This window comes from Streptomyces sp. HUAS TT7 (genome assembly GCF_051550175.1).
Taxonomy (GTDB): Bacteria; Actinomycetota; Actinomycetes; order Streptomycetales; family Streptomycetaceae; genus Streptomyces.
Map to the genome: position 1 here is coordinate 4,830,988 of NZ_CP196175.1, position 24,603 is coordinate 4,855,590.

At 72.4% G+C, this 24,603-nt stretch carries 29 protein-coding genes; 13 read left to right on the plus strand and 16 right to left on the minus strand.

Features of this window, described 5'->3' with window-relative positions:
• The first annotated feature begins 37 nt into the window (after nucleotides 1–37).
• Nucleotides 38–1,282, plus strand: a complete 1,245-nt coding sequence (locus ACSHXC_RS21825) for a glycoside hydrolase family 26 protein (protein ID WP_438293197.1) — start codon at nucleotides 38–40, stop codon at nucleotides 1,280–1,282.
• Here ACSHXC_RS21825 and ACSHXC_RS21830 read toward each other — a convergent pair.
• From ACSHXC_RS21830 to ACSHXC_RS21865, 8 genes are read right to left on the minus strand one after another with little or no spacing between them, the layout of a single operon-like run.
• Nucleotides 1,268–2,398 (minus strand): GNAT family N-acetyltransferase, encoded by a 1,131-nt coding sequence (locus ACSHXC_RS21830; RefSeq protein WP_438293198.1) that lies wholly within the window; start codon nucleotides 2,396–2,398, stop codon nucleotides 1,268–1,270. The two genes, ACSHXC_RS21825 and ACSHXC_RS21830, sit on opposite strands and share 15 nt — an antisense overlap.
• Nucleotides 2,398–3,063 carry a lipopolysaccharide biosynthesis protein gene (locus tag ACSHXC_RS21835; protein WP_438293199.1) on the minus strand — a complete coding sequence of 222 codons (666 nt, stop codon included), beginning with the start codon at nucleotides 3,061–3,063 and terminating at the stop codon, nucleotides 2,398–2,400. Before ACSHXC_RS21835 ends, ACSHXC_RS21830 begins: the two co-directional genes overlap by 1 nt.
• Nucleotides 3,060–4,298, minus strand: coding sequence for a glycosyltransferase (locus tag ACSHXC_RS21840; protein WP_438293200.1), 1,239 nt, complete (start codon nucleotides 4,296–4,298; stop codon nucleotides 3,060–3,062). Before ACSHXC_RS21840 ends, ACSHXC_RS21835 begins: the two co-directional genes overlap by 4 nt.
• Nucleotides 4,295–5,080, minus strand: a complete 786-nt coding sequence (locus ACSHXC_RS21845; RefSeq protein WP_438293201.1) for a polysaccharide deacetylase family protein — start codon at nucleotides 5,078–5,080, stop codon at nucleotides 4,295–4,297. The genes ACSHXC_RS21840 and ACSHXC_RS21845 overlap by 4 nt, the downstream gene beginning before the upstream one ends.
• Nucleotides 5,070–6,680 (minus strand): murein biosynthesis integral membrane protein MurJ, encoded by a 1,611-nt coding sequence (gene murJ, locus ACSHXC_RS21850; RefSeq protein WP_438293202.1) that lies wholly within the window; start codon nucleotides 6,678–6,680, stop codon nucleotides 5,070–5,072. The genes ACSHXC_RS21845 and murJ overlap by 11 nt, the downstream gene beginning before the upstream one ends.
• The gene (locus ACSHXC_RS21855) at nucleotides 6,677–8,038 is read right to left on the minus strand and encodes an O-antigen ligase family protein (protein WP_438293203.1); all 1,362 of its coding nucleotides are present in this window, start codon (nucleotides 8,036–8,038) and stop codon (nucleotides 6,677–6,679) included. Before ACSHXC_RS21855 ends, murJ begins: the two co-directional genes overlap by 4 nt.
• A 2-nt stretch (nucleotides 8,039–8,040) precedes the next feature.
• On the minus strand, nucleotides 8,041–9,462 hold the full coding sequence (locus ACSHXC_RS21860) for a sugar transferase (RefSeq protein ID WP_438293204.1): 1,422 nt from the start codon (nucleotides 9,460–9,462) through the stop codon (nucleotides 8,041–8,043).
• Between the two features lie 50 nt (nucleotides 9,463–9,512).
• A complete protein-coding gene (locus ACSHXC_RS21865; RefSeq protein ID WP_438293205.1) occupies nucleotides 9,513–10,679 on the minus strand; it encodes a glycosyltransferase family 4 protein in 1,167 nt (388 codons plus the stop codon).
• 288 nt (nucleotides 10,680–10,967) lie between these two features.
• Here ACSHXC_RS21865 and ACSHXC_RS21870 point away from each other — a divergent pair, with 288 nt between their 5' ends.
• The 9 genes from ACSHXC_RS21870 (at nucleotide 10,968) to ACSHXC_RS21910 (ending at nucleotide 16,618) form a co-directional block, all read left to right on the plus strand.
• Nucleotides 10,968–11,222, plus strand: a complete 255-nt coding sequence (locus ACSHXC_RS21870) for a chaplin (protein ID WP_438293206.1) — start codon at nucleotides 10,968–10,970, stop codon at nucleotides 11,220–11,222.
• A gap of 209 nt (nucleotides 11,223–11,431) precedes the next feature.
• Nucleotides 11,432–11,671, plus strand: a complete 240-nt coding sequence (locus ACSHXC_RS21875) for a chaplin (RefSeq protein WP_438293207.1) — start codon at nucleotides 11,432–11,434, stop codon at nucleotides 11,669–11,671.
• A gap of 227 nt (nucleotides 11,672–11,898) precedes the next feature.
• On the plus strand, nucleotides 11,899–12,483 hold the full coding sequence (locus tag ACSHXC_RS21880) for a hypothetical protein (protein ID WP_438293208.1): 585 nt from the start codon (nucleotides 11,899–11,901) through the stop codon (nucleotides 12,481–12,483).
• 257 nt (nucleotides 12,484–12,740) lie between these two features.
• Entirely contained in the window at nucleotides 12,741–13,127 is a 387-nt protein-coding gene (locus ACSHXC_RS21885; RefSeq protein ID WP_438293209.1) for a hypothetical protein, read from the plus strand.
• Nucleotides 13,128–13,314: 187 nt separating this feature from the next.
• On the plus strand, nucleotides 13,315–13,557 hold the full coding sequence (locus ACSHXC_RS21890; RefSeq protein WP_438293210.1) for a chaplin: 243 nt from the start codon (nucleotides 13,315–13,317) through the stop codon (nucleotides 13,555–13,557).
• Nucleotides 13,558–13,745: 188 nt separating this feature from the next.
• Nucleotides 13,746–14,246: a DUF5949 family protein gene (locus tag ACSHXC_RS21895; RefSeq protein ID WP_438293211.1), complete on the plus strand. Its 501-nt coding sequence runs from the start codon at nucleotides 13,746–13,748 to the stop codon at nucleotides 14,244–14,246.
• A gap of 33 nt (nucleotides 14,247–14,279) precedes the next feature.
• The gene (locus ACSHXC_RS21900) at nucleotides 14,280–14,927 is read left to right on the plus strand and encodes a vitamin K epoxide reductase family protein (protein WP_438293212.1); all 648 of its coding nucleotides are present in this window, start codon (nucleotides 14,280–14,282) and stop codon (nucleotides 14,925–14,927) included.
• Between the two features lie 313 nt (nucleotides 14,928–15,240).
• Nucleotides 15,241–15,765 carry a tyrosinase family oxidase copper chaperone gene (locus tag ACSHXC_RS21905; protein ID WP_438293213.1) on the plus strand — a complete coding sequence of 175 codons (525 nt, stop codon included), beginning with the start codon at nucleotides 15,241–15,243 and terminating at the stop codon, nucleotides 15,763–15,765.
• Nucleotides 15,752–16,618 (plus strand): tyrosinase family protein, encoded by an 867-nt coding sequence (locus ACSHXC_RS21910; RefSeq protein WP_438296744.1) that lies wholly within the window; start codon nucleotides 15,752–15,754, stop codon nucleotides 16,616–16,618. The genes ACSHXC_RS21905 and ACSHXC_RS21910 overlap by 14 nt, the downstream gene beginning before the upstream one ends.
• Before the next feature lie 103 nt (nucleotides 16,619–16,721).
• Here ACSHXC_RS21910 and ACSHXC_RS21915 read toward each other — a convergent pair whose 3' ends face one another.
• The 6 genes from ACSHXC_RS21915 to ACSHXC_RS21940 form a co-directional block, all read right to left on the minus strand.
• Nucleotides 16,722–16,991: a chaplin gene (locus ACSHXC_RS21915; protein WP_438293214.1), complete on the minus strand. Its 270-nt coding sequence runs from the start codon at nucleotides 16,989–16,991 to the stop codon at nucleotides 16,722–16,724.
• A 139-nt stretch (nucleotides 16,992–17,130) separates the two neighbouring features.
• On the minus strand, nucleotides 17,131–17,847 hold the full coding sequence (locus ACSHXC_RS21920) for a hypothetical protein (RefSeq protein ID WP_438293215.1): 717 nt from the start codon (nucleotides 17,845–17,847) through the stop codon (nucleotides 17,131–17,133).
• A 173-nt stretch (nucleotides 17,848–18,020) separates the two neighbouring features.
• Complete coding sequence (locus ACSHXC_RS21925; protein ID WP_438293216.1) at nucleotides 18,021–19,001, minus strand: glycoside hydrolase family 26 protein; 981 nt, start codon at nucleotides 18,999–19,001, stop codon at nucleotides 18,021–18,023.
• A gap of 29 nt (nucleotides 19,002–19,030) precedes the next feature.
• Nucleotides 19,031–19,285, minus strand: a complete 255-nt coding sequence (locus ACSHXC_RS21930; protein ID WP_438293217.1) for a hypothetical protein — start codon at nucleotides 19,283–19,285, stop codon at nucleotides 19,031–19,033.
• Between the two features lie 58 nt (nucleotides 19,286–19,343).
• Nucleotides 19,344–20,615 (minus strand): cytochrome P450, encoded by a 1,272-nt coding sequence (locus ACSHXC_RS21935; RefSeq protein WP_438293218.1) that lies wholly within the window; start codon nucleotides 20,613–20,615, stop codon nucleotides 19,344–19,346.
• A 60-nt stretch (nucleotides 20,616–20,675) separates the two neighbouring features.
• Complete coding sequence (locus ACSHXC_RS21940) at nucleotides 20,676–20,954, minus strand: hypothetical protein (protein ID WP_438293219.1); 279 nt, start codon at nucleotides 20,952–20,954, stop codon at nucleotides 20,676–20,678.
• Nucleotides 20,955–21,133: 179 nt separating this feature from the next.
• Here ACSHXC_RS21940 and ACSHXC_RS21945 point away from each other — a divergent pair, with 179 nt between their 5' ends.
• From ACSHXC_RS21945 to ACSHXC_RS21955, 3 genes are all read left to right on the plus strand, one after another.
• On the plus strand, nucleotides 21,134–21,631 hold the full coding sequence (locus ACSHXC_RS21945; protein WP_438293220.1) for a hypothetical protein: 498 nt from the start codon (nucleotides 21,134–21,136) through the stop codon (nucleotides 21,629–21,631).
• Between the two features lie 38 nt (nucleotides 21,632–21,669).
• A complete protein-coding gene (locus ACSHXC_RS21950) occupies nucleotides 21,670–22,299 on the plus strand; it encodes a hypothetical protein (protein ID WP_438293221.1) in 630 nt (209 codons plus the stop codon).
• A gap of 245 nt (nucleotides 22,300–22,544) precedes the next feature.
• Nucleotides 22,545–22,838, plus strand: coding sequence for a hypothetical protein (locus tag ACSHXC_RS21955; RefSeq protein WP_438293222.1), 294 nt, complete (start codon nucleotides 22,545–22,547; stop codon nucleotides 22,836–22,838).
• 91 nt (nucleotides 22,839–22,929) lie between these two features.
• Here the strand turns inward: ACSHXC_RS21955 and ACSHXC_RS21960 are convergent, their stop codons facing one another.
• Nucleotides 22,930–23,154: a hypothetical protein gene (locus ACSHXC_RS21960; protein WP_438293223.1), complete on the minus strand. Its 225-nt coding sequence runs from the start codon at nucleotides 23,152–23,154 to the stop codon at nucleotides 22,930–22,932.
• Between the two features lie 123 nt (nucleotides 23,155–23,277).
• A complete protein-coding gene (locus ACSHXC_RS21965) occupies nucleotides 23,278–24,387 on the minus strand; it encodes a citrate synthase 2 (protein WP_438293224.1) in 1,110 nt (369 codons plus the stop codon).
• Nucleotides 24,388–24,603 lie beyond the last annotated feature (216 nt).

The window sequence follows — 24,603 nt, forward strand, 5'->3', positions numbered from 1 at the left end:
GGAATCCGGGGAGGTCTTCAGAACCAAGGGAGCGCACATGCGTCAGCGACGTCATCGAGCGGCCACCTTCACCACGAGCGTTCTGGCGGCGGGTGCCCTCTGCACTCTGGCACTGGCGCCCGGTGCCGATGCCCCGCAACCCAGGGTCCACCAACCCGGGGCGGGCAACGACCCTCCCCCCGCCCACCCCTCCGTCGCGCATTTCGGCGCCTTTCTGGATTCCGGCGCCCTCGGTGTGAAACGCATCGCGGCCCTGGAGAAATGGCTCGGCGGTGCCGACATCCGGGTCGGGCACACCTATCTGCCCGGGAACAACTGGTCCGACATCGAGGGGAAGGCGGGGTTTCTCGACGACTGGGCCACCTGGCGCCGCGAGCGCGCCGACCGCACCCTCGTCCTCAACGTCCCGATGCAGGCCCTCAACGAGATCGGCCTGCCCGACGCCCGCGTGCGCCAGCTGCTCGCGCACGGCGCCAACGGGGACTACGACGAGCACTTCAAGAAGCTGGCCGAGCGGCTGGTCGAGCTCAAGATCCCGGACACGGTCATCGTGCTCGGCTGGGAGATGAACGGCACCACGTACACCCATCGTTGCGGGCCCGATCCGGCCGCCTGGAAGAAATACTGGAAGAACGCGGTCACCGCGATGCGTTCCGTACCGGGGCAGAAATTCCGCTTCGATTTCGCGCCGAGCCGGGGCCGTGACGCGGTGCCGTGGACCGATTGCTATCCGGGTGACGATCTCGTCGACATCATCGGAATGGACTCCTACGACCAGCCCCCGGGCCAGAAATTCGACGAGCAGGTCAAAGAGCCGTTCGGACTCCAGCAGCACGTGGACTTCGCCGCCGCGCACAAGAAGCCCATTTCCTATCCGGAATGGGGGCTCTTCCGCAACGGCGACAATCCCGAATACATGCGCCGCATGCTGGCCTGGATGGACGCGCACCAGCCGGTCTACAACACCATCACCGACTACTGCCCGCACGGGGTGTGGGAGTGCACCGACAACCCTCTCGCCGCGGAGGTCTACCGCTCGCTCCTGTTCGGCCGCAAGGACCCCACCCCGCAGCCGACGGTGCCCGCGACCCCGGTCACTCCGGCGGCCCCCACGGCCCCGGCGACCCCCCAGCCCTCGACGGTGCCCAGCCCCACGCCCACCGCGCCCCTCTCGCCGAAGCCGCCCGCCAACTGCTCGCCGCTCGATCTCAACCCCTGGGTCGAGTACTGGATCGGAGGCAAGCTCTGCCTCCGCCTCGACTGGTACTCACGCCGGTCCTGAGGGCTCCGTGGCGGGGCGGGGCCTGCCGTCCCGCCACTGCCGCAGCGCCCGCAGCGCGCCGCCCGCCCGGCGTCGCAGGCCCGCGTGCAGCGTGCTGGCCCACAGCAGTGGCAGGGTGCGCCGCCGGGCCAGCAGGAAGCGCTGGTTGACCCGGACCTCGGGCCGCCAGTGCTGTTTGTACGGCTCGTTGCCGCGCAGCATGCTCAGCGCGGCCCGGCCGCTGCCGTCGATGCGCTGGGCGCAGGCCCGCAGCAGCATCGTGGCCACGTCCACCTTGCGGCCGCGCAGGCCGGGGTGCGCCCCGTACAGGTAGCCGCCCGCGAGCGCCGGGGAGAGCAGGGTCAGATCGGCCGCGACCACCTCGCCGTCCAGGCGGAACTCGGTGACCACCGCGTCGCCCTGCCGGGTCATCTCGCCCACCGCGCGCGCCAGATGCTCCTCGAACCGGGGCCGCATGTGCTCGCGCGTCACCCCGCGGCCCTGCCACTGGAGCCCGTGCAGTTCGAGCAGCGTACGCAGCGCTCCGGGCACCTCCTCGGGCGGCACGTCGCGCTGCTCGATGCCCAGCGCGTCGATCTTGCGGAGCTTGGCGCGGGCGCGCTGGGCCCGGTTCGACGGGAGCCGTGAGAGGAGTGCGTCCATGCCCTCCGCGGGCAGTTCCAGACAGCGCGAGTCGCTCAACCGGCGCCTCGTGGAAGGCCAGTTGGCGTGAATCCGCTCGGCGCCTCCTCCCGGGCGCACCTCGCCCAGGTCGATCAGGGCGCCGCGCGCCGAGGCCATCAGCGCCCCGGTGAGGGCGTCCGCCGCCTCCTCGGCACAGGTGTCGTCCAGGAGTACGTCCGTGAAGTCGGAGATGGTGCCGCCCAGCGGGACGAGCGCCGGAAGCGGGCGCAGCACCCGCATCAGCGGAGCGGCGCCGACCAACTCCCCGTCCCTGTAGGCGAGATGGACCCGGAGCCGTCCCCGCACCCCGTACGAGAGCCACCACGAGTGCAGCCACGCGTGGCTCTGGAACGGGGTCGCCGTGCGGCAACTCCTGTGCAGGCGGTGCCAGTGAGGGGCCAGGTCCGCGAAGGCCAGGTCGTCCGTGCACACCTCCACGCGGAGCCGTGACATCAGCCGACCTCCTGCGGCACGGAGGCGGCGCCGGCCGGGGCCGGTACCGCGGCGGAGAGCTCGGGCTCGGACTCCGGGCGCCGGCGCGGCCGGGCCAGGAGGGTGAGGCCGCCGAGGAGGCCGCCCGCGCAGCCGCCCACCAGCGTGGTCAGCGCGGCCGACGGGGACGAGGGGGCCAGGGGCTTGGCCGCGCGCGAGAACTGCACCACCTTCACCCCGGTGGCGGCCTGGGTGTGGGCGCCGTTCACGGTGAGGGCCCGGGCCACCGCGTTGGCCATGCCCGCGGCGTCCCCGGCCCGGGCCGAGGTGGCCGTGATCGCGATCATCGGCGCGTCGGGGGAGGTCGCCGTCCGCACGCTGCCCCGCAGGGTGTTCGCGCTCACCCCCGCCCACACCTGGGCGTCCCCGATGACCGCGACCTCGGTCGCGACCCGGCCGTACGCCTGGGCGAAGCCGAGCGCGACCGACGGGTCGGCCTTCTCGGCGGGGGTGACCACGACATAGCTGGTCGCGGTGTACTCCGGGGTCTTCACCACGCCGTACACGCCGCCCGCCGTCGCGCCGAGCAGCGCGCACACGGGCAGCGGCCACCAGCGCGGCAGCGCCCGGGAACGCAGCGGGCGGCGGACGCTGTGACGCTGCCGCAGGCCGGAGAATCTGCTCATCTGGACTCTTCTTTCTCCGAGTTGTTGGTCGAGACGTGCGTCGAGTTGTTCGTCGAGACGTGTGCCGGGCCGGGCACGCGGACGCCGACCCGGTCGTACGCCGGGTGCGGCCGCGGCGCTCGGGCCGCGGCCGCCTCGTACACCTGGATCAGCTGGGCCGAGGTCTCGGTCACGCAGTAGCGGCGCACCGCGTCGGGGACGGGCAGCCGGGAGCGGTCCGAGCGCTGGAACGTGTCCAGTACGTCGGTGAACGCGGCGGCCGTGCGGCCGGTGCGCAGCGCGCCGGGTGCGGATCCGTCGGGCAGGTCGTCGATCGCCGGGCAGGTCACGTAGGCGACCGGCAGTCCCGCCGCCAGGCCCTCCACGACGGCCAGGCCGAAGGCCTCCTCGCTGGAGGGGGAGGCCAGGCAGTCCACCGCGGAGAGGAGTTCGGCCAGGCTGGGGCGGTGGCCCGCCGGGGTCGTGCCGTCCTGGACGCACTCGCCCGCGAAGACCACCCGGGTGGCTACGCCGAGCCGTTCGGCGCGGGCCCGCAGCGGCTGTTCCTGTGCGCCGCCGCCCGCGAGCACCAGCCAGGCGTCGGGGAGTGCGGCGAGCGCGTCGATGAGGACGTGGAACCGCTTGCCCGCGGCCAGCCTGCCGACCGCGCCGATCACGAATGCCGTCGGGGGGAGCCCGAGTTGGCGGCGTACGGAGGTGCGGGCGCGGCTGTTGAAGGCGAACTGGGCGGCGTCGATGCCGTTCGGGACCATCTGGATGCGGCTCTCGGGCACGCCCCAGCGGGCCAGGCGCCGGGCGATGGTGGGGGACACCGCGACGGTCGTGGTGCCGAGCCGTTCGCTCGCCAGATAGAAGCCGCGTACGGCGGGGCCGAGCCGGCGGCCCTCGATGCGGGCCTCGCCCAGGGAGTGCTCGGTGGCGACGATGGTGCGCACCCCGGCGAGCCTCGCCGCGATGCGGCCGTACAGGCAGGCCCGGTACAGATGGGTGTGGACGAGGTCGTAGTGGCCGCGCCGGATGAGCCTGGTCAGACGGGGGACCGCCGTGAGGTCGCGGTTGCCCGCCATGTCCAGGTTCCGGACCCGGCCGCCCTCGCGGACGATGGCGCGGGCCACGGCGCCGGGGTTGGTGAGCGTGACCACGTCGCCCTGGTAGGGCAACTGCCGCAGCAGCAGCCGGAGTTGCTGCTCGGCGCCGCCGATGCCGAGGCCGGTGATGATGTGCAGGACCTTCACGGGCCCTCCGGGAGGTCGGCCGGCTCGTGCCGGCGCCAGCGGTGCAGGGCGCGCTTGAGGTGCAGCCGCCAGGCGGTGTCGCGTTCGCCGACGTGGACGCGCGGCAGGGCGTAGCGGCCGGTCAGCGGGCCCGGGTCGATGGCGCAGGCGTACTGGTAGCCGGCCGCGCGGACCGCGTCGACGGCGCGCAGGTCGACGGCGCCGTACGGGTAGCAGAAGCCGGCCACGTCGTGCCCGACGAGGTCGAGGAGGAGCTGCCTGCTCTCGTGCACCTCGCGGCGCAGGGTGTCCTCGTCGGCGTGGGTCAGGTCGAGGTGGCGCAGGCCGTGGGATGCGACCTCCATGCCCCAGGTGGCGGCCTGCTGGATGCCGCGCTCGTCGAGGAGCGGCTTGCGCGGGCCCAGCGGGTCCCACTCGTTGGTGGAGCCGAGCAGTCCCGGCAGGACGAACACCGTCGCCGTGCACTCGTAGCGGCGCAGCAGCGCGAGGGCCTCGGCCGTGAAGTCGGCGTACCCGTCGTCGAAGGTGAGGCCGACCAGGCCCTGCACGGTGCCGGCCGTGCGGGCCCGGATGAGTTCGGCCATGCTCACCCCCTTGAGGCCACGTCTTCGCAGCCAGCGCAGTTGTCGCTCGAATCGGCGCGGGGAGACGGTGATGCGGTACGGGTCGTCCGTGGTGTGGGTCACCGAGTGGTACATGGCCACCCACAGCGGTGCGGCGGGGCGGGGTCGCGAACCAGTCAGTGGACCCCACGGGTCGCCGACTGCCGTGTCAACGGGCATGCCAGAGCTTTCGTGTGACGGGACGGAACAGGAGACAGAACTCCCGGACCCGCAGCAGACGGGCCACGACGGCGAATGCGACGACGGCCGAAGTGGCTCCAACTGACATTGCGAGTACGGGGTTTGAGGTTTCGTGCGCCCCCCACCAGCAGACGGCGGTCGCGCCGGCCGCGGCCACCAGGAGCCGGGCGAGCTGCCCGCCCACCCAGCGCACGGACAGCGCCGTGCGGCGCCTCCCGCTGCCCCACAGGAGCAGGAGCGCGGTCAGTGTGATGCCGAGCGCGTTGGCGGCGGCGATGCCGGGAGCGCCCCACACCGGCACGGCGAGGGCCCCGGCCACGGCGGTCGCGGCGAGCCCGGCGAGCATGGCGCAGGCCGGGAACCACAGGGGCCGGGCCTCGGAGAAGTAGGAGCGGGCGAGCACCCCGACGAGGGTCTGGCCGAGCAGCCCGAGCGCGTACATGCGCATCACGTCGGCGGTCGCCGCGGTGTCGTGGACGGTGAACGCGCCGCGCTGGAACAGGACGTGGATGATCTGCGGGGCGCACGCCACCACCACCGAGGCGCCGACCAGCACGATGGTGCCCGCCACGATCAGGTCGCTCTCCACCCGGCGCCGGGCCCGCTCGGTGTCGCCCGCGGCAAGGGCCCGCGCGATCACGGGGAAGGTGACCGTGCACAGCATCAGCGAGAGCACCATCGGCATCTGCGCCACCTTCTGGGCGTAGTTCAGATGCGAGATGGCCCCGGCGGGCAGCGGCGCGGCCAGGAACCGCTCGATGAGGACCTGCGTCTGGCGGCTGAGCGCGAACACCACCACCGGGGCGATCAGGGCGAGCCGCAGCGCCTGCGCCGTGCCCCGGTCGGCCCGCCGCGCGGCGGGCAGACAGACGGCGGGCTCCCGGTCCCGCCAGCTGCGCCACAGCGCGGGCAGCTGGACGAAGATCATGAGGACGCCGCCGAGCGCGACCCCGGCCGCCGCGGCCCGCACCCCCCACGCCCTGCCGAGCAGCAGGAGCAGGGCGATGATGCCCACGTTGTACGCCACGTAGATGGACGCGGGTGCCAGGAAGCGGCCGTGCCCGCGCAGGGCGGCGCTGCAGTATCCGGTGAGCCCGAAGGTGAACACGCAGGTCGCGGTCAGCCGGGTGCAGTCGACGGCCAGGTCCGCGCGGGGCAGTCCGGGCGCGAGCACCGCCACCGCGGCGGGGGCGGCGGCGATCAGTACCGCGCCGCCCCCGGCCAGCGCGAGCATGAGCCGGGGCAGGGTGGCCGCCACCAGGGCGCGTACCGGATCGGGGCCGGTGTGCCGGGCGCGTTTGACCAGGGCGAGACTGAACGCGGGTACGAGGACGAAGGCCAGGCCGTCCTCGATCAGCAGCGTCGCCGCGACCTCGGGGACCGTCCAGGCGACGAGGAAGGCGTCGGTGTCGGTGTCGGCGCCGAAGAAGTGCGCGAAGGCCTGGTCGCGCAGCAGGCCGAGGAGCGCTCCGGCGACCGTGAACCCGGCGGTGAGGAACGCGGCCCGCGCCAACAGCCGCCCGGATGAGCCGAATTCAGGGCCGGCCGTGGGGGCGAGCGGGGGAACGATCTTCGTCACGGGCGTGCCGCCCTGTGCGCGGCCAGTGCCCACCAGGCGGCGAGGCCGAGGACGAGCGCGGTCACCGCGGTCGAGGGGCCGCCGATGTCACCGTAGAAGAAGTCGACGAGCAGCCAGATCAGGAGGCCGTTGGCGATCAATGCGCAGTCCATCGGGGCGCCTCGTCTGCGCGCGAGACGCAGCCTGCGTACGCCTGCGATCAGGAGGGCGGCCCAGCCGCCGACGAGGGGGAGCGCGCCGAGCAGGCCCTGCTCGCTCAGGACGAGGAGGTACATGTTGTGCGGGGAGAGCAGGGGCTGGCGCTTGAAGGCGGCGCCGGCGCCCGAGGTGTCGCTGCCGGAGGACAGGGCGAGCGAGGAGTTCGCGTCGCGGTGGTCCGGGAAGCCCTTCAGGCCGACGCCGGTGAGCGGGGACTGGCGCCACATCAGGTCTGCCGCCGCCCACATGGTGTAGCGGTCGGTCACGGACTGGTCGGGGGCGCTCTCGACCTGGGTGATGCTGGCGAGCCGGTCCTGGAGCATTTGCGTGCCGGACCCGCTCGCGCCGACCAGGACGACGGTGGCCGCCGCGATCACCGCGAGGACGGCGAGGGCGCGGCGCAGCCCGGAGAGCAGCAGCAGGGCCGTGGCCGCGACGGCCGTCGCGATCCAGGCGCCCCGGCTGAACGACACGGCGAGCGGAAGCAGCAGGAGGGCCGCGCAGGCGAGCGCGGCCCGGCGGCGGGCGCGGCTCACGCCGGGGGTGGGGTCTCCCCTGCTCGAACGCAGTTGAGAGCTTGGGGAAGGGTCGAGGGCGAGGCCGACCGAGCAGAGCAGCCCGCAGGACACCACGGTGGCCATGCCCATGATGTCGGAGGCGCCGAAGGTGCCGACCGCCCGGATGTCCTCGTTCATGTAGGAGGCGCCGGTGGACGTCAGGTACTGCACGACGCCGACGCCGCCCTCGAACAGGGCGAGCGCCACCACGGCCGCCGCGGCGAGGCGGAAGTCCTCGCGGTCGCGCAGCAGGAGCAGCACGGCGATCGGCACCAGCACGAAGATCTGGAGATAGCGGCCGAGCCCGGCGACGGCCGTGCCGGGACCGGCCGCCCCCATCGCGGCCACGCAGATCCCGGTCACGGGAAGCCCCATGACGAGAGCGGCCGTACGGGTCAGCGGCCGGACGCCCTCGCGCAGGACCCGGACCAGCGCCCACACCACGAGGACCCCGCAGGCCGCGTCGGCGGCGGTCGCCGAGCCCTCGGCGCCCAGCGGGGGAGTGGCGAGCAGGGCGATCACGGCGAGCAGCGGCAGCAGGTGCAGGGCCCGGCGCAGCGGGGCCGGGACGGACATCGGCGGCGCGGCCGCGAGGGCGTGCACGATCAGCTCCCCGTGGGGCGGACGAGGCAGACCGCGGTGCGCAGCAGGATGCACAGGTCCTGCCACAGCGACCAGTGGTCGATGTAGTAGTTGTCGTAGCGGGCCCGGTCCTCGATCGAGGTGTCGCCGCGCAGCCCCTGCACCTGGGCGAGCCCGGTGAGCCCGACGGGCATCCGGTGCCGGGCCGAGTATCCGGGGTGCGCCTGGCTGAACTTGGCCACGAAATAAGGGCGTTCGGGCCGGGGGCCGACGAGGCTTATGTCGCCGCGGATCACGTTCCACAGCTGGGGCAGCTCGTCCAGGGACGTACGCCGCATGAAGTTCCCGGCCCGGCTCATGCGCTGGTCGTCGGCGATGGTCCAGCGGGTGGCGGCCTCGTGCGCGGTGTCGGGGCGCAGCGTACGGAACTTGAGAAGCGTGAACGCCCGTCCGCCAAGGCCGATCCGCTCCTGCCGGAACAGCACGCCGGGCCCGTCGCTGCGGCGCAGGACCAGCGCGCACACCGCGAGGACGGGGGCCGCGGCGATCAGCGCGGGCACGGTGACGGCCAGGTCGAGGAGCCGCTTGAAGAACAGGCCCGGCGCGGTGGCGGGGGCGCTGGTCAGCGGGCGGCAGGGGAAGGCGGCCACCTCGTCCGACTGCTGGCGGGGTACGACATGGCCGGGTGCGCGCGTGTCCAGCTGCCACAGGGTGCAGCCCAGGGCCTCAAGCAGCTCTGGGGTTACGGAGGTTGGCGACTCGTGGGTGAACAGGCAGTCCTGCACCCCGTTCTGGATGACGGCGCGCTGGACGTCCTCCAGGCTGCGAAGGACCGGCACGGGCCCCGCCTCGACGGCACTCTCGGACGGCGGCACGACCATCCCGACCGGCCGGATGCCCCCGCTCGACCGGCGCACCAGCGCGGCCGTGACACGGACCGCGCTGGCCGCCGGGCCCACCACCAGGGTGGGCCGGGGCCTGCGGACGGCCTGCCGGCGCCGCAGCCACAGCGCGGCGCCGCGCCCGGCGCAGCTCGCCAGCGTCTGGACGGCGCACCCCGCCGCGACCGCGGACACCGCGAGCGGCGCGGCGGAGGGCTCGTGGAGCAGCCCGCTCCGGTGGGCGAGCACGGTCGAAAGCAGGCACCAGCCGATCAGGGAGCGGAAGAACAGCGCGGGCACGTCGGCGAGCACACCCCGCGCCATCGTCGGCCGGTAGAGCCCGGCCTGGGCGTTGAGCACGAGCGCCGCGGCGACGAGCAGCGCGGCGGGCCCGGGCGGCAGCCCGGAGTACGGCAGCACGAGCATGCCGAGCAGCCCGGCCGCGCCGTCCACCGCGAGCAGCGCGGACACGAACGCCCGTCCCGCGCGCGGCCGCCCGGCCGGCAGGGCGAAGTGGTCCGGCGCCTCGCGGGGCGTGACCACCGAAACGGTTCCCGATGACATCCCGGTGCCGTGGGGCGGCCCCCCGGCGGACGGGACGATGCTTTCCGCGGTCACTGGCTGATGCGTTCCCTGTGCTCGGAGCGCTGCAGGGCGGCCACGTCGCGGTACACCTCCGCGATGCTTCGGGCCGTCTGCCGCACGTCGTGGGTGGTGGATACGTGCTCGTGCCCCTGGCGGGCGAGGACGGTGCGCAGCGCCGGGTTGGTCAGCAGATGCGTGATCGCGCGCGCCAACTCGGCCGGTTCGTCCGGCGGTACGAGACAGAGGGGGGCGTGTCCCGGCGCGAGGCTCTCGGCCGAGCCCCCGACATCGGTGACCACCACCGGCCGGCCGCAGGCCATCGCCTCCAGCGGGGCGAGCGCCATCCCCTCCCAGCGCGAGGGCAGCACGACCAGATCGGCCGCCCGGTACCAGGCGGCGGTGTCGGACACCGACCCGACGAAGGACACCGAGCGGGGCGCGCACGCGCGCAGCGCCGCGAGGCCCGGACCGTCACCGACCAGCACGAGATGCGCGCCGGGCACCGCCTCGCGTACGACCTGCCAGGCGCGGAGCAGCACGTCCTGGCCCTTCTGCCGGCACAGCCGCCCGACACAGACGACCAGCGGTGCGCCGCCCGCGGACGGCGTTTCGTCGGGCGCGCGGTAATGGTCGAGGTCGACGCCGTTGGGGACGACCGAGCAGGGTGCGAGGACGCCGGCCCGCAGACCATTGGCCCGCTCGCCCTCGCTGACGCACACGACACGCGAGGTCCAGCGCACGGCGGCGCGCTCCCAACCCCGGGAAAGACGGGCGGTGATCCCGCCGACCGCCTCGAACGACCAGGCGTGCGGCTGGAAGACGGTGGGCACCCTGCCGCGCACCGCGAGCCGCGCGGCAACACCGGCCTTCGCGCTGTGCGCGTGGACGACATCGGGGCGTACGCGCCGGATCAGGCGGGCCGCCCGCAGCGTCTCGCCGAGCAGCGAGGGGCCGGGCGAGCGGGTGGCCCGCCAGGGGTGCACCCGGGCCCCCAGGCGCGCCAGTTCGGTGCTCAACGGGCCGGCCTCGGGGCATGCCACGGCGACCCGGAATCCGCTGCGCACCTGGTCCCGCACCAGGTCCGTGACGACTCGGGCCACGCCCCCCTCGACGGGCTGAACCACGTGCAGCACACTCAGGCCCCCCGCGGGCACCGGCCCACCGGGCCCGCCCGGGGAGTTCGCTCTCGTCGGCATGCGCGGTCACTCCGGTCTTGCGCTCGAAATGAAAGCTGAACAAATGATGCTGCGGGGCTCGCCTCACGGCGTCCCGCCATGTGAATTACGCATAACCGGACCTCCGGCTGCCGAAGTTCCCCGTGCTTTGATCTGCCCGGGGCGGCGGGGAGCACTGTAACCGTATTTACAACCTGGTTCCGTCATAAAGGCGTACGCCGGAGTGTCTCCTTCGGGGGATCGCGCGTATCCAGTTGACGGCCCTGTCGTTGTATCGGTGGCCTCATCTCCACCCGAAAGGAAAAAGCGATGAATCGAATGGCCAAGTCCGCCGTGTCGACGGGCGTCGGCACCGCGATCGTGCTGCTCGGAGCCGGTATGGCGGCGGCCACGGGGCACGGCGGCGGGGCAAGCGCCGAGGGCGTTGCCGAGGACTCGCCGGGCGTGGTGTCGGGCAACATGGCGCAGGTCCCCGTGCACGTCCCGGTCAACGTCTGCGGCAATACGGTGTCCGTGATCGGCGCGCTGAACCCCGCGTTCGGCAACACCTGCGTCAACAAGTAATCCGCAGGAGTGACGCCCTCGGACCGTGGACGCGGCCGGCGTTCACGGTCCGGACCCGCCCTTTGGCCGATTTCGCGGCCCCCGAAACCCGGGTTCACCCGTTAGGGGCAAAACCGTGCGCCCGGGGTGGCGTTGGGGTGTAGGTCGAGTGACCACACCCGGTCGACCACACCCGGCCAATGAATTTCTCAATCTAGGAGTGCTTCTCCATGTCGCGTACCGCGAAGGCCCTGGTCCTGTCCACCGCTGCCGCCGCAGCCATCGCCGGTGGGGCCGGCGTCGCCTCCGCCGACGCGGGTGCACAGGGTGCGGCCACCCACTCCCCCGGTGTCGTTTCCGGCAACGCGGCGCAGGTCCCCGTGCACGTCCCGGTCAACGTCTGCGGCAACACGGTGACCGTGATCGGCGCGCTGAACCCGGCGTTCGGCAACACCTGCATCAACAAGTAGTCCCCGCCAAGGCCCCGGCCGCTCCCTCTTTCCAGGAGCCTGCCGGGGCTTCGTGCTGCCCCGGATGGCGGTAGGTCACCAAGGGGCTCCGGGTGCGGAGTTGTACCAGCTAGACGCGGTGCGGTGAAGATCTGACGGTCAGACAGGACGACCATGCGGTTGCGGGGGTTCCGGGGCCCGAGGACGGTGAGAAGAATTCACACGCCTCACCGAAGGAGAACCGTTTCATGCGTGTACGCACACCGCGGCGACTGGTCGCTGTGGCCCTTTCGACCGCGATCGTCATCGGATCCGCTGAAACGGCGATGGCCGCCGACTTCCAGCTGCCGCGATCGGTCCGTGCCGACGTACCGGTACCGGGTTCCGACGCCCTGCTCGCACAGATCAAGCAGCTGGGCCCCCTCGGGCCGCTGCTCTCGACGGTGACCGACCTGCTGAACGGCGTGCTCGGCGGGGCGTCCCCGGCCGACGCCACGGCGCTGGCCGCCAAGGCGACGGCCGCCCTCGACGCGGTCAAGTCGGAGGCCCCGGCGGCCCCGACAGCCCCCGGTCTGCCGGTCGGCGGACCGCAGAAGTCGGGGGCCCCGACGGACATCAAGGACGACGCCATCGCGGCGGCCAAGAAGGCCATCGCCGACCTCGTCGCCGCCGTCACCAAGGGCGATGTCGTGGCCATCCTGGCCGCGGCGACCGCGGTGCTCACCGGCCTCATCGGAGTCATCCTGGCCGCCCTGCTCGGCGGCGGCCTGCCGCTGCCCGCCCTGCCGGGCCTGCCCCTGCCCCAGCTGCCGGTGCCCCTGCCCGGCACCTGAGCCGTATCCCCGCCGAGAGCGCCGGCCCGACACCGGGACCGGCGCTCTCGGCTGTCCGGAAGCCGCCGACAGCGATCCCCAACTCCCTTTCTGCGCACCGCAATTAATGAAATCCCATCCGAGTATCTGCGGGTTTCCGCAATTGGGCGGCAGTCCATGAATCGGTGCCCGAAGGGTTTCCCAACCGTCCGGGAGTCGTTACCCAAGGCGAAGCAGCGCAATGCTTTCAGGGACACGCACGGTGCCAGCGGTGTGCGGTGCGTGCAGCACATTCGGCGATCGAACTCGCCGCGGAAGGAATGATGATGAAGTCGATGAAGGTTGCTGCGGCACTCGCCGGCTCCCTCGCGGTCGTGGGCGCGGCGGCGCCGGCCTTCGCGGCCGGCAACATCACGCCACCGGCGGCGCCGGCCGTCAAGGCCGGTGACCTCACGCCCATGAGCCTCAATGGCGGCCTCGACACCATCGCCCGGAACGTCGCCGACGCGAACCTGGCCGACGCGCAGCCCATCCACACCAACCTGTTCGCCCCCGAGGCGGACGACTCGCTGCGCCACACCGTGGTCGGCACCGCCAAGAGCATCAGGAAGACCAACGGGACGACCAGTCCGGACCGGCTCCTCGGCGGCCTTCCGGTCGGCTGATCGCCCGTGGTGATCACCACATGCTGATCGCCCTATGGTGAACTCGTCCTTCTCGACAGTGAATTGATCGGACAATCGGCCCGTTCATGCGCTGTACGAGGGAAAGACAATAAACCCGGCGTGTTCGCTTCCGGCGCCTCTTGGGCGTTTGCCTACGCTGAGGCAATCACGAACGGAAGGTTTCACCATGAACACAGCCAAGAAGACCGCTCTGGCCCTTGCCGCCGCGGGTCTTGTCACGGGTGCCGCTTCCGGTGCCGCCTTCGCCGACGCGGGTGCACAGGGTGCGGCCGCGCACTCGCCCGGTGTCGTTTCCGGCAACGTGGTGCAGATTCCCGTGCACGTCCCGGTCAACGTCTGCGGCAACACGGTGTCCGTGATCGGTGCGCTGAACCCGGCGTTCGGGAACCCGTGCCTCAACTCCGACTGAACCAGCGCTGGTTCGCGCCGGACGCGTAGTGCATGGTGGGCGGCTCCGTGGAGTTGGGGATCACGGAGCCGCTCTGTCGCGTCCGGGCGCGGAAGGGGCGCGAAGGCTGTGAAGGGCAGTGACGGGCGTTTCATCCGGATGGGTGATGGCTGCGGAGCGCGGCGTCCGGAATGTCCTAGAGTCCCGGCATGACTTCAGCCACCAGTGCCGTAGAGCCGTCCAGGGCTGTCCTGTTGGGCTCGCTCGTCGTCATCGCGTGGAGCGGCGCACACCCCGACGAGAGCGGCCATGTGCCGTTCCTCATGGCGTACCCGCTCGGTGACGGGACCGAGGGGCCCGAGGGGGCGGAGACCGCGGCGCGGGCGCTGCTCGACGAACTGGGCATGCCGGCCGGCAGCGTGCTCGACAAGGACCGCGGGGCCGCGCTCCCGGTGGCCCTCGTCGTCCAGGGCGGCCAGGCCGTCCTGACCATGCCGTCGCTGACCGTCCAGTGCCCGGTGCCGCCCGAGTGGCTCGTCGCGGCCGAGAAGCGCGGCACCGTCCAGTTCATGTTCGCCACCCGCTCCTGGCCCGAGGCGCTGCCCGGAATCGCCGTCGGCGACGAGCGGTTGAGGGCGTTCGCGGGTGACGAGGACACCATCTCCACCGCCGGCCACTGCGTCCTCCCCGTCCGTCGCCTGCGCGGCTGACCCCACCGCCGGACAAGAAGGGAGACGACAGCCATGCCCACTCCCGGGACGATCCCGCACCAGGCGCCGGCCACCGATCCGTCCGGCCCGCCGCCGGGCCGCGCCCCCTTCGGCGCAGGCCCCGGCTTCGCCTGGCTGGTCGTGCTCACCGGCGCGGCTGGCCTGCTCGCCTCGTGGGTCATCACCCTCGACGAGTTCGAACTCCTGAGGAACCCGAACTTCGTACCCGGGTGCAGCCTCAACCCGGTGATCTCCTGCGGCAGCGTCATGAAGAGCGCCCAGGCCTCCGTCTTCGGCTTCCCCAACCCGATGCTGGGCCTGGTCGCGTACGGGATCGTCGGCTGCGTCGGCATGAGCCTGCTCGGGGGCGGCCGGTTCGGGCGCTGGTACTGGCTGACGCTGAACGCGGGGGCGCTGGCCGGGGTCGTCTTCGTCAGCTGGCTCCAGTTCGAGTCGCTGTACCGGATCGACGCGCTGTGCCTGTGGTGCTGCCTGGCGTGGGTCGCCACCATCGTCCTGTTCTGGCGGGTCACCGCGCTCAACGTGGTCAACTCCCAGCTGCTGGTGCTGAGTTGGGCCAGGTCGTTGTTCGCCGAGTTCGGCTGGGCCGTGCCCGTGCTGCACATCGGGGTCGTCGGGATGCTGATCCTGACCCGCTGGTGGGACTTCTGGACCGGCTGAGGCCGGCGGGAACGTTGGGCCGACCGCGTGAATCGCCGGCGCACGCCGACACGCCTCGCGAGCGGAAGCGTTGACTCCACTGACCAGTCGCATGGTTGAAGCCTCCCCGGGCCGTGCAACCAGTACCGGCCCGGGGAGAGCCCGCCCGCTGTCGTGCCATGGGGCGGCGGCCGTTTCCTGTGACTCCGGGCCTCGTTGAACCGGCATCGAACAAGGAGAGCGGACGCTTGGACGGGCCCCGGGACCACGAAGGCTTCCGGGGCCCACGCATGTGCCGGACGAGTCCGCGCGAGCGAGCACGAGGGAGACGCCCATGAGTGACGCGACACACTTCTGGCACGTATACCGGACGGGCCGCACCCGCCCCAGGGGCCGCGCCCCCGAGCCCACCAGGCCCGGCACGCCCCCGCCCCGTACCACCTGGCGCATCGCCCGGCGCGGCCTGCTGCGCGCCCTGTTCGCCTCGGCGACCGTCGCCTTCACCGCGGCGGCGCTCTCGCGCATCCCGGCCGCCCCGGCCTACGGCGAGGCCGCGGGGGCGGCCGCGCCGCAGCCGGACGACGGGTTCACCTTCGACGAGATGTACGCCGGGCACCGCATCCAGGGCTGGCCCATCGAGGCCGAGAGCACCGAGGTCACCGCGTTCGTGGACGGCCGGCAGCTCGACCTGATGCGCCGCGCCGACGGCAGCTACCTGAGCTCCGTCGACCACTACGAGTCGTACGCCACCGCCCGCGAAGCCGCACGCGCCGCCGCGGCCGAGCTCGGCGCCGCCCGGCTCGCCTTCGTACCCGTGCACGACCACGTGGAGGAGGCCGGCCGTGGTGTACACGCGTAAGAACCAGCGGAACCTGACGAGCGCCGAACGCCGGGCCTTCGTGAGCGCCGTACTCGAACTCAAGCGAACCGGCGTGTACGACCAGTTCGTGCGGACACACATCACGTACTACGTCTCGGACGGCGACATCGGGCTGCGGGTCGCGCACATGGCGCCGTCGTTCCTGCCGTGGCACCGGCAGTTCCTGCTCGTCTTCGAACAGGCCCTGCAGAGGGTCGACCCCCGGGTCACGCTGCCCTACTGGGACTGGACGCGGGACAACTCGCCGGCCTCGTCGCTCTGGTCCGACGACTTCATGGGCGGCAACGGGCGGCGCGGCGACCTCCAGGTCATGACCGGTCCCTTCGCATACTCCCGAGGGCAGTGGGAGATCTCAGTCAGCGTCACCGAAGGCCGCTTCCTGACCCGGGACATGGGCCGCCCCAGGAATCCCATCCGCCTGCCGACCGCCGCCGACGTGTCCCGCGCCCTCGCCGATCCCGTCTACGACGTCGCGCCGTGGAACTCCACCAGCAGGACCGGGTTCCGCAACAAGATCGAGGGCTGGACGACGGCTTCGGGCGAGGCCCGGTTCCGCAACCACAACCAGGTGCACCGCTGGGTCAGCGGCGGCATGCTCGGCGCGGCCGCCGTGAACGACCCCGTGTTCTGGCTCCACCACGCGTACATCGACAGCCTCTGGTCGCGCTGGCAGGACGCCCACCCCGAGTCCAAGCGCTACCTTCCCGACGTGCCGCCCCCGCAGGGTGACCCACAGCACGGCCGGGTGGCTTCGCTCAGGGAGCCGATGCCGCCGTTCGACGTGACGCCCTTGTCGGTCCTGGACCACAGCGGGATCTACCGTTACGCCTGACAAGGCGACGGCCTCCCGGGGGAGAAACCCGGGAGGCCGCTGGTACCGCTGGAATGCATGACCGGCCGACCGCCGCCAGGGCGCCCGGCCGGAGGATGGGGATCTACTCCCCGTAGCCGCCCTCGTGGTGGCTGTCCTCGTTGACGCAGGTGTTGCCGAACGCCGGGTTCAGCAGCCCGATGACGTTGACCGAGTTGCCGCAGAGGTTGACCGGGACGTGCACCGGAACCTGGAGCAGGTTGCCGGAGACGACTCCGGGGGAGTGCGATGCGACGGCCTCGGCGCCAGCGTCGGCTGCGGCAATACCCGCACCGGCCAGCGCCACGGCGCCCGCTCCGGCGATGACAGCGGCCGTCTTCGCGATACGAGACATCAAAGTTCTCCTTGAATGGACACGCGACCACAGACTCGCAGTCGTCATTTCACTTCAACGTCTCGATCGGTCATAAGTCACGGACACCTGCGTCCAAAACGGTTCTGCGCCGGTCACCGGCGGGGCGGGCCGCTTCTCGCTACTTCTCGCACTTGCTCCGCGAAGCCCGCCGGGTGAGCGCGACCGCCGCGGCCCCCGTGACGATCGCGCCCGCGCTCAGCGCGCCGAGCAGGGAGGCCTTGGAGCCGGCGCCGGTGTGCGCGAGGTGCGGCGGGGCCGACGGACTGGTCCCGGGCGTGCCCGGCGTCGTCTTTTCCGGTGGGGTGGGGGTCGGATACGTCGGCGTGGAAGTCGGCGTCCAGGTGCCCGGGGGAGACGTCGGGGATCCGGTCGGCGTGCCGGTCGGCGGGGTGCTCGCCGGCGGGGTGCTGGCCGGCGGGGTGCTGGCCGGTGGGGTCTGCTCGCCCCACGTCGCCTGAGGCGGGGTCTGCTCGCCCCACGTCGCCTCGACCGTCGGGGTCGGGGTCAGGGTGGGCGTTTGCTTCGGCGGGGTGGCGGCCGGCGACCACGGCGTCTGCGGGCCGGAGCCGTGCTCCTCGGTGCCGCCGGCAGGGTGCTGCTCGCCCAGCTTCTCGGCGATGGCCTCGTGGGCGTAGTGGTGTTGGGGAGCGGCCTCGGGCTCGTTGCCCGAGCTGTCGCCCTGGCCCTCCGCGGCTTCGGAGTGCGGGGAGCACGCGCTGTGCGGCGAGGCCGGGACGGGGTTGCCCGCGGCGTACGCCGCATATCCGGTGCTCAGCACCGAGACCAGACCCGCGACGATGGCGGCCCGCGCTGCGGGACCCGTGAACTTGTACATGCCTGCGACCCTTCAACAGGAAATCCGGAGGGGGAATCAGATGCTGATATGCATAATTGGGATCAGCGCCGACGCGGCCCCCGGACCACGCGAGCCGGGACCGGCAGACAACCCGTCCGGCGCAGCCCGCGCCCCCGCACGGCGCAACACCCGGTCTACGGGGATGCCGCCGGTCACCTCGCGCGATAGGCGCGCGCGGCCTCCGGATGGGCGGCGCACTCCCACACGCCGTGCGGGCAGTAGTCGGTCAGGGTCTGGTAGACGGGCCGGTAGGTACGGAACCAGTGGGCCATTTCGCGCATGTAGTCCGCGTCGTCCCCGTTGCGGAAGAGCCCCCACTCCGGGTACGACACCGGCTTGTGGTGCCGGGCGGCGAACCGCACCTGCGCCCGCAGCCCGTACGGCTCCTCGACCTGGCCGCGGAACGACAGGCCCTCGGGCTGGTCGTAGGAGTCCATGCCGATGATGTCCACGTAGGGATCGCCCGGATAGCAGTCGGTCCACGGCACGGCGTCCCGCCCCCGGCTCGGCGCGAAGTCGAACCGGAACCGCCGGCCCGCCACCGTACGCATCGCCGTGACGATCCGGCGCCAGTACGCCTGCCACGCGGCGGGGTCGGGGCCGCACCGGTGGGTGTAGGTGACGCCGTTCATCTCCCATCCCAACACCACGATCGTGTCCGGGAGTTGAAGGTTCATCAGGTGCTGGGCCAGCCGCCTGAAGTGGTCGTCGAAGGCGCCGCGGGCGCCTTGCCCGAGCAGCTCGCGGACCTGCTCGTCGGACAGGCCCTCCTCGCTGTGGTCCAGCATCGGCACATTGAGGACGAAGACCCGGTCCGCCCGCTGGTGGCGCCAGCGGGCCCAGGGTGCGAGCAGTTCCGGCGGGCCCTCGATGTCGTGCCACGTACCGCCCGGCAGATAGGTGTGGCCCGCGAGCAGCGGGCCCCGGCCGCGCCACTTCTCGACCGCCGCGAGCCTGCCGATGCCGGTCGCGTCCGAACCCGTGAAGACGCCCGCCGCGGTGCGCGACGCGGGAGGCAGCGGGCCCCGCCGGAGGCTTTCGGACGCGAGCGGAACCAGCGCCGAGAGCAGCAGGACCAGCGCGCACAGCGCGGCCTTCCACGAGGGCGGGACGCCCCGCGGCGAAGGGGCCATCGGGGGAGGCCTTCCGGCGGGCCCGGGTCTCAGTTGGCTCCGGTCGTGCCGCCTCCGCGCTGGAGGGCTCCGCTCATCATGGCCATGCCGTTGCTGAGCGCCTCGCCGACCCGGCCCTGCCCGCCGAGCACCTTGGACTCGCCGAACTCGGAGGCGCTGCCGTGTCCCGCGCTTCCCTCGGCGCCGTGTCCCGCGCTTCCGTCTGCCGCGGCGATGCCGGGCGCGGCCAGGAGCAGGAGCGATGCCGCGACGGTGGCGGCCTTCAGATGGTGGTGAATGTTCATGCCCGGTACAACGCCGCGTGTGCGGGGAGGGCACGCACGCTGGGCAGGGTCCGGGAATTCAGGGCTTGGTCACATCAAATGCGAAATGCTGCTTGCGTACGCGATGGTCGAAGTTGGAGGTGCCCAGCTCGGGTTCGCCGAGCGTGCGCAGGGTCAGCGGCCGGGTCAGCAGTTCGCGCAGTACGGCCTTGATCTCAAGCCGTGCCAGATGTGCGCCGAGGCAGTAGTGCGGGCCGCCGCCCCCGTACCCCAGATGCGGATTGGGGTCGCGCGTGATGTCGAAGGCGTCCGGGTCGGTGAAGACGGAGGCGTCGCGATTGGCGGACGCGTAGAGGAGCATCACCTTGTCGCCGGGCAGGAAGGTGTGGCCCGACATCGCATAGCGGGTGGTCACGGTCCGGCGGAACTGGATGATGGGCGTCGAATGGCGCACGATCTCGTCGACGGCGCCGTCCGCGTACTTCTCGAAGTCCGAGAGCAGCAGGGAGTGTTGATCGGGATGGTCGAGCAGCAGGGCCAGTGCGTGGGCGATCGCGTTACGGGTCGTCTCGACGCCCGCGACGAGCAACAGCGAGAAGAACGAGCCGAGTTGACGGTACGTCAGCCGTTCGCCGTCCAGGTCGGCGCACACCAGCGCCGAGATGAGGTCGCCGGTCGGGCGGCGCCGCCGCTCGCGGCCGAGCCGGGCCACCGTCAGCTCCATCCGGGCCAGCGCCCGCAGCCCCTTGCCCGGGCTGAGCAGGCGGGCGCCGAGGCTGCGCCGTACGCCGGCGTGCTCGGAGGCCCGGTCGATCTGGCGGGCGATGCGGTACCGGTAGGCGTCGGGGACGCCGAGCATCGCGCAGATGACCTCGAACGACATCCGGGAGGCCACCGCCGAGACGAACTCGTCGGGCCGCTCGGCGACCATGTCGTCGACGATGCGTACCGCCAGCTCACGGATGCTGACCTCAGTCTCGGCAAGCAGGCGCGGGGTGAACGCCTGCTGGACGATGCGGCGCAGACGGGTGTGGTCGGCGCCGTCGAGGTTGACCATCGAATCGCCGAACACCGCCCGCACCCAGCGTGCCGGCTCCGGCGAGGTGACGCCCGGGGCGCTCGCGAAGACGCGCGGCAGACGGCTCGCCTTCAGGACGTCGGCGTGCCGGACCAGTGCGTAGAAGCCCTGCTCGGGGCGGTGCCGGGTGGCCCGGCGCTCGGTGAAGAACGCCGGGCGCGGCTCGCTGCGCAACTCCGCGAAACGCGCCAGGCGTTGAGCGGGCGGCTGCTTCCAGAACGCCGGATCGGCGAGATCGGCGGCGGGGGCCGGGAGGGGCCGGGGGTGATTCACGCTCGCACCGTCCTGGCCGCCGCGCGGCCCTCGTGCACGGGAGTCGGGGGCGGTCGGGGTTCAGCTCACCAGCGCGTGACCGGCGCGGACCGCGTCGTTGGCGGCCGTGACCGCTTCGGTCCCGGCCCGCACGCCGCTCTTCAGAGCGGCCACCTTCCGGCCCAGCCTGTCCCCGACGGCGCTCTCGGCGGCCGGCCTGACCTGCGCGCCCGCGGCGCTCGTGGTCCTGGCCGCACCGCTCAGGGTGTTGCCCAGGTCGAGGGCGTGGGCGGACGGGGACATGGCGGCGGCGAGCGCGGTTCCGGCAGCGGCGGCCGCGAGGTATCGACGTACGTTCATGTCGGCTACAACGCCCGAGCCGGGGCCAAGGGCACGCCCCGTCAATACGAGCACCCCGTATTCACTTCGCATTGCTGCAAGCGTTGCTGCAAGCAGGGGAACTTTGCAGTGATCAAGGCGCCGGGATCGTTCTTGCAGGGCGACACGGCAGGGCAGGCCAGGGAAGGGACAGAACACCCATGGGAATCACCTCACGTACGGGACTGGCGGGCGTCATGGCATGCATGGCGACCGCGGCGGCGGTGGCGCCGGCCGCGGCGGAGGTGCCGGCCGTTCCGATCAACATCCCCCTGTTCGTTCTGAACACGGCCCTCCCGATCGACGCTCCCACCCTGCGGACGGGCATGCCGCTCCCCATCCCCGGGGCGCCGAACGGCCCGCGCTATGTGAAGGGCAAGGTCCTGCCGACGAACATGGTCCCGGCCATCCCGTTCGACAGCGCGCTGCCCAGTACGCACATCAGCACCCCGCTGCCCAACCCGGTGACCTCCGGCAACATCGGCACCCCCGAGCTGGTCAGCCCCGGCTCCGAGCTGCGCGCCGCCACCCCCGGCGCGGACCTCGGGGCCCCCATCAGTCGGCCTGAGCCCGGCCGTCTGCCCGACCTCACCATGCCCGTGGCCGGCGTGAGCGCGCCCGCCGTCCAGGGCGATCCCGACGCCGCCGCGCTCCTCTGAATTCCCTCAAGTCGGCCTCTACGCACCGGAGTTGGCCCATGGCCCGTCCGCCCAGGAACGTCCTCGCCGCGGCGCCGCTCGGCAGGGCCGTCGCAGCGCTGCTCGCCGTCGCCGCCGCGGCCCTGCTGTCCGGGGGCGCCTCGGCCGCGCCCGGCCGGCCCGATCCGCACGGCGTGGATGCGGGACAGGGTGCGCTGCCGCCGTGGCCCGCGCCCGCCGACGCCTCCGCCGCGGTCGCGGCGGCGGGCCTGGAGATGCTGTCCGCCGAGGGCACGGTGCAGCACACCCACACCCACCTGGACGTCCTCGTCGACGGCAAGCCCGTCACCGTCCCCGCCTCGGTCGGCATCGACGAGCCGCGCCGCCGCATCAGCCCCGTGCACACCCACGACACCAGCGGCGTGATCCACGTCGAGTCGCCGCGGCCGGCGGTCTTCACGCTCGGCCAGTTCATGGCCGAATGGCGGGTGCCGCTCTCCGCGGACCGCATCGGCGGCCTCCACGCCGGCGGGGGCCGCCACCTGACGGCGTACGTCAACGGCCGCAAGACCGCCGGAAATCCCGGAGCGATCGTGCTGCGCGCCCATGACGAGATCGCCCTCGTCTTCGCCCGGGACACCGACACCAGGCCCGTACCCAAGACCTACGACTGGCCGCAGGGCCTATAGGGCATCACCCGCGCGGGGAGGCCCCGTCGGCCCCGGCAGAACGTTTCTCCGCATGGGTCGTTGGACCGCGCGGAACAGGATCCGTGTCGCGGCGCGGACAGTGTGCCAGCAGCTCCCGCCCGGGGTTCTACTCCCCCCGGGCGGGAGCTGTTGCCTTGTGCGACCGGGCTGTTCGGGCAGGTAGGCGTTTCGGGTGAGAGCCGGGGGCGACCGTGTCCGGTGCTGCCGCTCCCCGTTGTGCAGGCGTGATCTCAACACGACGAATCGCCACAGTCCTTGTCGTCGCGGCCGGTGCCGCGGGTCTTGCCGCGTCCACGGCGAGCGCCGCGGGCCCCGTAGACCGCCTCGTCAGGGCGGCCGACCCGACCACCGAGCTCGACGCCATCGCCACCAGCGGCATCCCCGCGGAGTACCGGGCCCAGTTCCCCACCACCAGGGAACAGCTGGCCGGGGTCGGCCACCTCAACGACGTGAACAAGCTCAGGCAGCTGACCGACCAGGCGGCCCCGGTGACCAACCTCGTGCCCGGGGTGGAATGACGGACGCCCGCGGGACGGGACGAGACACGGGCGCGCGCCCGGAACACAGAGTTCCGGGCGCGCGCCCGTGCCGTTCGGACCGGGCCTCCGGTCAGAGGATGTGGATGAGGTCGTGCTCGTCGTGGTCGCCCCACCCGCCCCACCCGCCCCACCCGCCGTGCCCGTGTCCGTGCCCGTGTCCGTGCCCCCCGCCGTCGTCATCGTCGGCCGCCACGCGAGGGGCGGGTTGCTGGGCCGCCTGCGCGAACGCGGCGGCGGGGGCTATGACGGCGGCGGAAAGCGCGACCAGAACGGCGGCGCGTCGTATGAGGCTCACGATGAACTCCATATGTCGATGGACAAACCTGACAATTCCGACGCTAGCTCGAACGTGGCACAGTGGCGCGCTGAGTGGTCTAACGACTACTCCATGCGTGCGGTCCGCTATCCGCCTCCTGGCTCAGTGTGAGATGTCCGTGATGTCCGCGTATCCCTCGATCGAACGCGGATCCCGCGAACCCGGGCCCACATAGCGGGCCGACGGCCGCACCAGACGGCCCGTCCGCTTCTGCTCCAGGATGTGCGCCGACCAGCCCGCCGTCCGGGCGCAGGTGAACATCGACGTGAACATGTGCGCCGGGACCTCCGCGAAGTCCAGGACGATCGCCGCCCAGAACTCCACGTTCGTCGCCAGGACGCGGTCGGGCCGCCGGGAGTGCAGCTCGTCCAGGGCCGCCTTCTCCAGGGCCTCCGCCACCTCGAAGCGCGGCGCGCCCAGCTCCTTCGCGGTACGGCGCAGCACCCGGGCGCGCGGGTCCTCGGCGCGGTACACGCGGTGGCCGAAGCCCATCAGACGCTCGCCGTTGTCGAGGGCCTGCTTCACGTACGCGGTCGCGTCCCCGGTCCGCTCGATCTCCTCGATCATGCCGAGCACGCGCGAGGGGGCGCCGCCGTGCAGCGGCCCCGACATCGCGCCGACCGCGCCGGACAGCGCGGCCGCCACGTCCGCGCCGGTCGAGGCGATGACGCGGGCGGTGAACGTCGAGGCGTTCATCCCGTGCTCCGCGGCGCTCGTCCAGTACGCGTCCACCGCCTTGACGTGCTTGGGGTCCGGCTCACCGCGCCAGCGGATCATGAACCGCTCGACGATGGACTCCGCTTTGTCGATCTCTCGCTGCGGCACCATCGGCAGGCCCTGCCCGCGCGCCGACTGGGCGACGTACGACAGCGCCATGACGGCGGCCCTGGCCAGGTTGTCGCGGGCGGTGCGCTCGTCGATGTCGAGCAGGGGTTTGAGACCCCACACGGGCGCCAGCATGGCGAGCGCCGACTGGACGTCCACCCGGATGTCCCCGGAGTGGACGGGGATCGGGAACGGCTCGGCGGGCGGCAGGCCGGGGTTGAACGCCCCGTCGACCAGGAGTCCCCACACGTTCCCGAACGAGACGTGGCCGACCAGGTCCTCGATGTCGACGCCCCGGTAGCGAAGGGCGCCGCCCTCCTTGTCCGGTTCGGCGATCTCCGTCTCGAACGCGACGACTCCCTCAAGTCCGGGTACGAAGTCGGACATCAGGCGGCTCCTCAAGATGTGTGCGTCGGGCTGCGGGCGGGCCGTGCCGCCCCGGGTCCCTCGGTCATGCCCCGTACGGCGGTCAGGAATCCCGCCGGAGGCTTCCGCGTGTATGGAGGCCACAGTGGCCCAGCCGAGAGTTTGGCGGGTCCCGCCGATGCGGGGAAGCGTGACATCCGGCACACCGCCCCAATTCGGCGACACAGGGTTAACGCC